General features: G+C 46.5%; 8 protein-coding genes. All 8 read right to left on the bottom strand.

Annotation, left to right across the window (positions count from 1 at the left end):
* Positions 1-112: 112 nt before the first annotated feature.
* Positions 113-1198 carry a sulfotransferase gene (locus ONB37_06145; GenBank protein ID MDZ7399731.1) on the bottom strand — a complete coding sequence of 362 codons (1086 nt, stop codon included), beginning with the start codon at positions 1196-1198 and terminating at the stop codon, positions 113-115.
* Between the two features lie 251 nt (positions 1199-1449).
* Positions 1450-2199, bottom strand: a complete 750-nt coding sequence (locus tag ONB37_06150; GenBank protein ID MDZ7399732.1) for a 4'-phosphopantetheinyl transferase superfamily protein — start codon at positions 2197-2199, stop codon at positions 1450-1452.
* A gap of 9 nt (positions 2200-2208) precedes the next feature.
* Positions 2209-2964 carry a thioesterase II family protein gene (locus ONB37_06155; GenBank protein MDZ7399733.1) on the bottom strand — a complete coding sequence of 252 codons (756 nt, stop codon included), beginning with the start codon at positions 2962-2964 and terminating at the stop codon, positions 2209-2211.
* 10 nt (positions 2965-2974) lie between these two features.
* Positions 2975-4759, bottom strand: coding sequence for a choline/carnitine O-acyltransferase (locus tag ONB37_06160; GenBank protein ID MDZ7399734.1), 1785 nt, complete (start codon positions 4757-4759; stop codon positions 2975-2977).
* Positions 4746-6572 (bottom strand): choline/carnitine O-acyltransferase, encoded by a 1827-nt coding sequence (locus tag ONB37_06165; GenBank protein MDZ7399735.1) that lies wholly within the window; start codon positions 6570-6572, stop codon positions 4746-4748. The genes ONB37_06160 and ONB37_06165 overlap by 14 nt, the downstream gene beginning before the upstream one ends.
* A gap of 255 nt (positions 6573-6827) precedes the next feature.
* Positions 6828-7067: an MbtH family protein gene (locus ONB37_06170; GenBank protein MDZ7399736.1), complete on the bottom strand. Its 240-nt coding sequence runs from the start codon at positions 7065-7067 to the stop codon at positions 6828-6830.
* An 81-nt stretch (positions 7068-7148) separates the two neighbouring features.
* Positions 7149-7457 (bottom strand): hypothetical protein, encoded by a 309-nt coding sequence (locus ONB37_06175; protein MDZ7399737.1) that lies wholly within the window; start codon positions 7455-7457, stop codon positions 7149-7151.
* Between the two features lie 204 nt (positions 7458-7661).
* Positions 7662-8969, bottom strand: a complete 1308-nt coding sequence (locus ONB37_06180; protein ID MDZ7399738.1) for an MFS transporter — start codon at positions 8967-8969, stop codon at positions 7662-7664.
* Between the last annotated feature and the right edge of the window lie 61 nt (positions 8970-9030).

Consider the following 9030-nt stretch of genomic DNA (forward strand, 5'->3'; position numbering starts at 1 on the left):
ACTGGACCAGATATCACAATACTAAGTAGAGGCCGCGCCTTCAAATTTTATTGATGAAACCAAGGGGGGGTAAGAAGTTTTCTCGGTCTCTTCTCGTTGGCATCAAATTCGGCTAAATCGCATATCCCCAGGTTTCGAAACTGGTTCGCCAGGCATTAGCAATCTGACTTCTAATCGATTCTGGCAAATCAGGATGCTTGTTCTTTTGATAATCGGCAATCGATTTCAAATATTGTTCTAAAAGCGGTTTTATATTCAAAAAGCCGGGGATGTTCAATTGGGAATAAATCCTCTCAATGGTTCCGATTTTATCAGCCTCTAGCGTTTCAAATTGGACTTCCATGAAATTATTTGGCGGGATGAGCTCACGTTGCTCGAAATAAGCGTGGTACATTTGCTGATACCGCCTGAGAATGCCGGGGATCAAATTAGAATTGTTAGAACGTTGCAGCATGGCATTGGCTAACGCTTTCTGATAAAGTCGCTGAGTGGATTGAAACACCACATAAGGATTGCGGTGAATATGGATAAATTTTGCATCGGGAAACATTTCTAATAATATTTTTATCCGTCCAGTATTGGGAGGAGATTTCAGGAGCAATTGCCGGCCGTAGCGATAGCTGAGCTTTCGCATGAATAGCATGAACGCGGACTTCCACTCATCGATTTCTGATTGATCCACTTGATCAAAATTTAGGTAGCGATCATAAAATAGCTCTCGACGGGGAAAAACCCATGCTAATAGCGGAGATTTCAGGGTCAATACCGCTAAAGCGAACTCTTCCTCTCCAGGACTGAACGGTGTCACTTTCACATCGTCCATGGGACGCGCATGTGAATCGGAATTGGCATAGAGTTTCCTGATTTTAGGTTCGATTGATAAAAATGTATAAGGGTAATTGCATTGAAACACCGCGGGAAAACTAAATTGATGATCGAGCAACATCAAATTTTGCAATAGGGTTGTGCCACTGCGCCAATGGCCTAAAATAAATATGGGGGGATGCTCAATATTCACCTTTGCGATCTCATTCTCATATACGCGTTGCTCCTCTTTGAAGCGTTTTGAGTTTCGAAGGCTTTTATAAGTGATGACAATCGCCTTGAGCCAATACAATGGAACTGGGTCAATCGCAAATTTATTTTGGACGAGCAACTTCCACCAATTTTTAGCGGTAATCCCAATCAAGCTATCCATAGTTTGCTCACAATCATTTTTAATAATAAATCAAATCCGAATTCTTATTGGTCAACGAAGATAACCAGGGGGCATCATAATCGTTTTTATGTATTGCCCATAATAATGAGGTCTGCCCTTGGTTTGAAGCTTATCCACGCTGTGCTCGAAAGGATGAGTCGAATACCCGCTTCTTGCCTTTAATAAGTTGGTAAGCGCTAAAATCAGACTGCCATTTCCCAGAGATGCATAAACCCCCAAATAAGCATGTTTCAAAACTCTGATGAATACTGAAATTTCAATTGGCAATTGCGTCCTTCGACGGCAACAGCTCCAGCGTAACTGGGGAAGCTGGCAATATCAAATAGGGTCCAGCGATTCACGTCATAATGATCGTATCGGGTTTTCAGCAGCTTTGCTGGATGCCCAGGAATCAAGGAAACATCGAATTGGTCTAGGGGAATGGAAAGCCCTTGGCCCTTGGCTTTGATGAACGCCTCCTTTCGGGTCCAGCATAAAAAGAATGCATTTTTTTGCTCGGCGATGGGCAGACTGCGCAGAATCTTCACCTCGTCTGGAGAGAAAAATTGATCGGCGATGTCCAATGCCGAGAAATCTGGTCGAATATATTCGATATCGATCCCTACTTCGCGCTGGAAGGCCACAGCATAAACACAGATGCCACCCGAGTGCGAGAGATTGAAATGCAATTCTCTGCCACCCAACTCCGGGGGCAGTAATGGCTTGCCGTATTTATTGTAATCAAACCGAATTTCATACGGTTTTCTCTGAGTGTAATAGCTCAGGATTTTGCGAAGCACGCCTCGGGCAACGATAAAATGGTTTTTGTCCCGATCGAAATGGTATCGGGCCGCTCGCTGCAATTCATCCCGCGACAAATAAAGTTCCCAAATTTTCTGTTGCGCTGGGGGGACTTCCAATCGCGCACTCCAAATATGAACTTCATCTGGATGAATGGCCAGCGGTTCCGCGACAGTTTTTAAACCACGGCTTTCATTCATGGCTTGAGTTCAAATCAATTTCATCAATATTTTTTTCAAATGCTCGGTCAGGGTTTGAAGCACCTGGCTTTGAGCGGATTGCAAGAAAAAGTGTCCCCCTTCGAAAATGTGCAAAGAAAACCCAGCGGATGTTTGGTGTTGCCAGGCTTGTAAACTTGAAATCGATACATCATGATCTTCGTTCCCCCCAAATGCAATAATTGGAATAGCCAGAGGGGGCTCAGTATCATAATGGTAGGTCTCATTAACCTGGAAATCGGCTCGCAACATTGGGATTAGCAGCGTCATCAGCTCGTCATTTTTGATTACAGCCTCAGGCGTACCGTTTAGTTGGCGCAGTTTAGTCTTGAACGCCTCGTCTGGAAGATTGTAAATCGGATCGTGGCTGCAACCAAGGTGGGGAGCTGTGTGACCAGAGGCGAACAGCGCCTGCGCGGCAGGCAACTTCAAGCGGCGAAACCACCGAGCCAGTTCAAAAGCGATCAGCGCACCCATGCTATGGCCGAAAAAGGCATACGGCTTGTCCAAATAAGGCATGAGCGCATCTCCTAAGGCTTCGACCAATGGCATCATCTCTCGGAACGCCGGCTGCTGTAAGCGAGCCCCTCTCCCGGGTAGTTCGATCGGACAAACCTCGATTGTTTGAGGCAACAGATCGGACCAATTGCGATAGACCATCGCGCTACCACCAGCGTATGGCAGGCAAAACAATCGCAACACCGCCCCAGGATTTGATTTTCGATATGCAAACCAATTTTGATTCAACTGCTATCTCTCACGGCTTCAGTTCGGATTGAAATATTCCTTTAATACAATTTAGACTTTGGTCAAGTGCTTTAATGAAATCCTGATTAGATATGTTCCATTTCAATCCAGGCATAAATGTAATCACAATTTTATCATCCCAGATTTGATAATGCAATCCCAATAACTTGACGTTTGGAAAGCGAATGCCGGGACGGCCGACCACTGGTACTTCGGGATAGATTTCAGGGTGAGAAATCAATACCTCTCTCCCCATCCGTTTTTGCACCTGTAAGAGGCGGAAAATCATTACTCGGAGAAAAAACATGAGGATCAGCCACAATCGGCGTCTTCCTTTTGCTGACATTAGCTGTAACCGCAGCGCATCAGGAATCGGCAAGCATTTTCGCGCCTGGCGCATTGCTTGGAGCTGCGATTGAATGGCGTCATGCAATAAGTTCAGCGCCTCCTTTTGATCGGCAGATGACCGCTCCATGTAGTCCACAAAGCGCGCCATAGCAGCCGTAGTGACATTGGGTGTTACCAGATCCATGCACCGATATCGGGACATGGTCATAAACTGCGTGATCCGAACGGTCCTCCCCACCAACTTTTTCAGAGCCATCAATAGCGCCACCACAAATAAAGGAATAGGTTGATAGCCAAGTTGTTCTAAAGTGCGTTTGCCGAAGCCATGGATTTCATAGGTCGCTTGCTGACCATCGAGAATTTGATTGAACTCCCGCTCCGCTTGGTTTAGCCATTGCGGTTCGAGGTCCCATCGCAACGAGACTGCAGCTGGTAAGGGATGGGCCATTTGGCTATTGGATTGTGTAATAGGACAATTACTGGCCCGACGTTGCAGCTCGGCTGCAGCGCGCATCATTGGATTTCCATCTAAGTAGGTACTAAAATTGCAGATCACCGCAGCCCTCGAATTACCGAAAACCACAATCTGCAAACTTGCATGGAACCAACGATTGGCATTGTTGCCCACATGAGCGATCCGGGCAGACTCGGCATCATCCCGTGGGCTGTGATCCAGATCCAGACATAGCGTGAAAAAGCTATGCCGCATGATCTCCAGTGATTCATGGTTAGTTGGTCGCTGCTGAAGCTGTTGAAAAATTCGAAGCTGAGTCCCATGAGAAGCCACGGTCAATATGCCCGGCGAGGAAATTGGATTCTTTGCTTGCTCTCCTTTGGCTCGTAAACAGAGTTCCTCCAGCGCCGAAACGAGCTGCTGAAATGTTAAAGGCTCGCTGGGGTCTCCGATATCAAACCGATAAAACCTCCCAGCAAGGATCACGATGATGTACGAACGCTGCTTGCTCTTAAAAATTCGAGCGCGCTTGCCCTCGACAATGAGACAAGTGGAGAACAAATTGGGATATTGTCCCATCTCCAAGATTTGATCTTTGAATCGATCCGGGGGAAGCTCCCCCGTCATTAGATCGCGATAAAGACTCCGAGCAGCAAAGATCAATGTAGCGGCCCGCTGGATGGGACTGATCGGTCTGGGATCATCCTTCAATGCTAAAGATGCCGAAATGACCGGACTAAACAATCCGCCGCCTCGAAGGTCAGCGTAGCGCAGCAGGGTTTCCAGTTGCTCTGGAAGTTCGCGCAAGAACTGCCTAAATCTAATGAGAGCCATGGAGTGTTTCATGACCCATTTTGCTATGGGTCCCGCCTCGGATCCCAGCTCATCCAGAAAAGCCTCAATATCGTCATCGCCAGGCAATGGCACAAGTGGTGGTTTTGGATATGCGGGCAATTGTTCATAAATCGCTCGCGTTCGTTCATTTGCTTCCATGGGTGTTTTTCCCATCACCGGTAATTGTTTTGCCCCAATTCGCTTCAATAATGATTTGTTTGATCCGCTCCAGACTGTCGGCAAGCACGGCGATCAACTCGGCGTTGGGAACCCGCCAGGTGAGCGATGGCATCATGGTGATTACGATTTTTTGATCATAGATCTGATAGTGCAGACCAAAATATTTAACGTAAGGCAATCGAATGCCCGGCCGACCGACCACTGGAATTTCTGGGTAGATCTCCGGGTGAGAGACCAAAATCTCTCGACCTTCTGATTTTAATCGTCCCAAACGTTTCAAAATAAAATTCATCAGGATCACGACAAAGATAACCAATCCACGCTTCAGCCCACGGCTTCTTCGAATATATAGCGCCAACAGATCATCGAGTGAATTATAGCGCCGTGCCAGCCGACACACTTGTGATTGAGAGTCAATCGCCTGTTGCAAAAACGCCATTGCTTGCTGCGGATCAAATTGGGGTTGCATTACGTAATCGACAAATCGTTCCACAAGTGGCGTTGTCACCACCGTGGTCACCAAATCCATGCAACGATATTTTGACATGGAAAGAAATTGGGTGATCTTGGCATGATGACCGATAAAATGCCGGGCAGTCAGTTGCAGCGCCAGGATAAAGGCTGGCACAGCCGATACATTGTATGTTTTGAAAAAATTCCGACCAATAGTATCGATCTCAAAGGTTGCCTGCTGCTGATCCATGATCGGTCGCAGATCTCGTTGCGCTTGCATCAGAGCCATTGGCGGCACCTGCCATTTTAACTCTCGAGCTGGTTTGATTTCTACGCTCTGGATGGACAAATGATTACTCACTGGCCAATTGCCCGCTCGGCGTTGGATCTCAGCTGCTGCCCGCATCATGGTATTCCCGTCCAGATAAGTGGTGAAATTGCAGATTGCACACGCGCGGGCATTGCCATAAACCACCAGTTGAAGACTGGAATGAAACCAGCGATTCTCATAGTTGGTGCAGTGCGTCAAATATGCAGCTTCGGCGTAAGACTCAGGTTTGCTGTCCAGTTCCAGACACAGCGTGACAAAACTGTGTTTGATTTTCTCCAGTGACTCTGCATTGACTTTAATTTTTTGCAGCCGATAAAACGTTCGAATTTGTCGAGAGTTCGATGTTGCCGTAAGCAGCGCAGGACTCGGCTGATCAATCGGAAGTCGCTTTTGCCTCGCTCGCTGCACGATGTCGGTCAGTGCCAAAACGAGCTGCCCTAATTCTGGCATTTGTTCTGAGTTGCCGATCTCTAATTCGTAGAAGCGGCGAGCGACTATCACGATAATGCGGCTGATATTAGTGCTCTTGAAAACCCGCGCAGCCTTGCCCTCAATCGTCAAACAGGTTGAAAATAAATTGGGATATTGTCCCATCTCCAAAACCTGTCCTTGAACCGTATCTGGCTGCAATTTGCCATTCACGAGGTCATGATATAGGCTGCGGGTGCCTAATAGCAGCGTTGCAGCTCGTTGTAACGGATCCGTGATGCGAGGATCATCGGTCATCGCCAAGGTGGCCGAGATCAGCGGCGTATACAAGCCTGGGAGCCGCAAATTTGTATGGCGATAGATATTTTCAAATTGCTGGGGTAACTGCTGGTAGAATCGACGAAATCCAGACACAGAAAGCGCAATATTGAGCACTTTCCGCGCCAAAGCATCGGTGTTTAATCCAGGCAGATGCAGCTCCTCTATTGGAGGAAGCGAAATGAGTGGTGGCTTTTGATAGCCTCCCACCTGCTCATAAACCTCTCGCGTCCGTTCTTGATCTTGACTTGTCGTTCCCATTGATCCCCTTATTCTTGTATCATTTTTTAACCATTAAAACATCTCCCTTAGCCCAATTGAGCAAGGCGAAAGTTCAACAGCCCCAACTCCCAAATTCTTTTCCTCAGGTTCTGCCGCAGATGACAAGACTCCATCCTTCGCCCATCTTGCCATCCACGGGGAACTGACTTTCGAGCTTAATAAGCACTATCCTCCATCCTATAGACAGCAATCATTAACATTGATGCAGCTACAACCGCGTTTATTGCGGCAGGCTCAATTCTGCTGCGCCTTGGTTTTCTGAGCCATTTCTTCCATTTTTTTTCTCAGGCTCAGCGGCCGCATATCGGTCCATACTTCTTTGATGTACTCCAGACACTCGGCTTTTTTGCCGACTTTTCCAACATCCCGCCAGCCCAATGGATTCTCGCGGTCTGCTGGCCAAATCGAATATTGTTCTTCATGATTTACAACCACCTTGTAGATCGTGGTATCTTCTTTGTCTTCCCAACCCATAGTTACTCCTTTCGTTCAAATTAAATGATCTCGTTCAATTAGTATTGAGTTCATCATCAACAGATTCATTCATTTTCATTGTTATGAACGGTTCGGTTCAACAGTTGATTTGCAAGCGCTCGGCACCTCGAATTTCAGAACATCGCGGCAGAACGCTTCCCATTCTGGAGTAATCTCATCAAAAATGATGTTTTGATCATCGCAAATGCCATCAGTGACCACCAGATTATCGTGAAGATAAAGATAATCTTTATCAGTTAATTGACGAGGCACTTGCTCAACCTTGCCATTTTCAGTTTTTGCCTCTTTTCTCGCGTTCTCGCTTTTCTCCTTCCATTTTGGATACTGACGAAATTTAGCGAGACAATAGGCCTTGCAATAATAAGACATCAGCGATGCTCCTATTCATATTATTTTATTTCGATTCTGATCTACTCTTCTCAAAGCAATTATCAGTTTGCCACCTTGATCAAATCGATTGGTTAAAACAACTTCGGAAATTGCCTTTCACCATCGCGGGTGCTGGTTCAAAATTAATTAATCCGATGAACAAGCTCCTCACATCACTATTCACATCCTCCTCGATCATCGTTCTTAAGCCAGATCGGCTGTGGCGATGTTTTTCTGAGTGTTCAAAATAGGTTTGATTTCCTGTTCGTGAGCGAGAAAGTCCCTAAATTGTTTGTTTAGAGCGACAAGCATAGTTAAACTTGCCATGATGGCGCCACACGAGGCATAAATAAGGGGTATATTCTTATTCAACAGATCACCGATATAACCACCGAGGCCCATACCGATGGGCATAAGGCTCCCCATTAACGTGGTGAGCAGCGCCATCACGCGGCCCCGGATTTCAGTTGGTGTGGTGAGCTGCAGCACCACAGAGATGTTGACCGCAACGTAGCCGCCCATAAATCCACCGAAAAATGCTAAACCCAGCGCTATTGTTGGGACTCTCACCAGGCCGAGAAGGCCATATCCCAATGACATGAGAATAATGAATAGGATCATCATATTTCCCTTGGCCTTTGGCTGAATTTTAATCAGCCCCGCGAAAGCAAATCCAAAAAGAGCACCAATGCCAGTCATTCCTAAAAAGAATCCATACCACTGCGCCCCTATCTTCAGATAATCCTCCACGTAAAACGGCAGTAAGGGCAGGATTGGCGTGGTAAATAAATTGGTGATGGCTGATATATAAATCATTGTCCGTAACCCGCGGTTATGCCAGACAAATTTTAGCCCCTCAATCAAATCATTTTTAAATTCGACCAGATTCTCTTTTAAATTGCTCTTTCGTGATGGAAGAGCCTGGGGGATGTGGATGAACATTTTGCTAATCCCCCCATAGGCATAGCCAAGGCCATTGATCAAACAGACAGCCGGAGCGCCAGTTATCGCGTACATCATCGAACCCAAAGCTTGACCCATAAAAGCGGTCACTTGCATCGAAATTTGTCCCATCGAGTTGGCTGCCGCGATCTTGGAGCGCGGCACGATATCCGGTATGGCCGCTGTCACAGCGGGATTAAAAAATGCACCAGTGATCCCCAGAATGATGCCGATGGCAAATAAGCCGATGATCGCAAAATCTGATTTTTGTTCGAGCTTGAATAGATATAGGCTGAAGCTACTCACCGCAATCGCATTGATCACATCGCTGATAATCAAAATTTTGCGCCGAGAAAATCGATCAGCCACGATCCCAGCGAACGGTCCCAGAATAATGATCGGCAATCCCGAGAACATCCACATCAGTCCCATTAAGGTAGCTGACCCAGTGGTGTGTTTCAAAAACAGGGCCATCGCTACCCCATACATATTGACCCCCAATCGGCTAATGAATTGCCCTTGCCATAATAGAAAGAAATTTTGATTGAACAGCTTTGTCGGTTGATTCAAGTATATCTCCTCATGTTTCAGGGGCGAAGGACCCAAGTTCTTTTAAAACGCCCATCGCTCT

The organism is candidate division KSB1 bacterium (assembly GCA_034506395.1).
Lineage (GTDB): Bacteria > Zhuqueibacterota > Zhuqueibacteria > Thermofontimicrobiales > Thermofontimicrobiaceae > Thermofontimicrobium.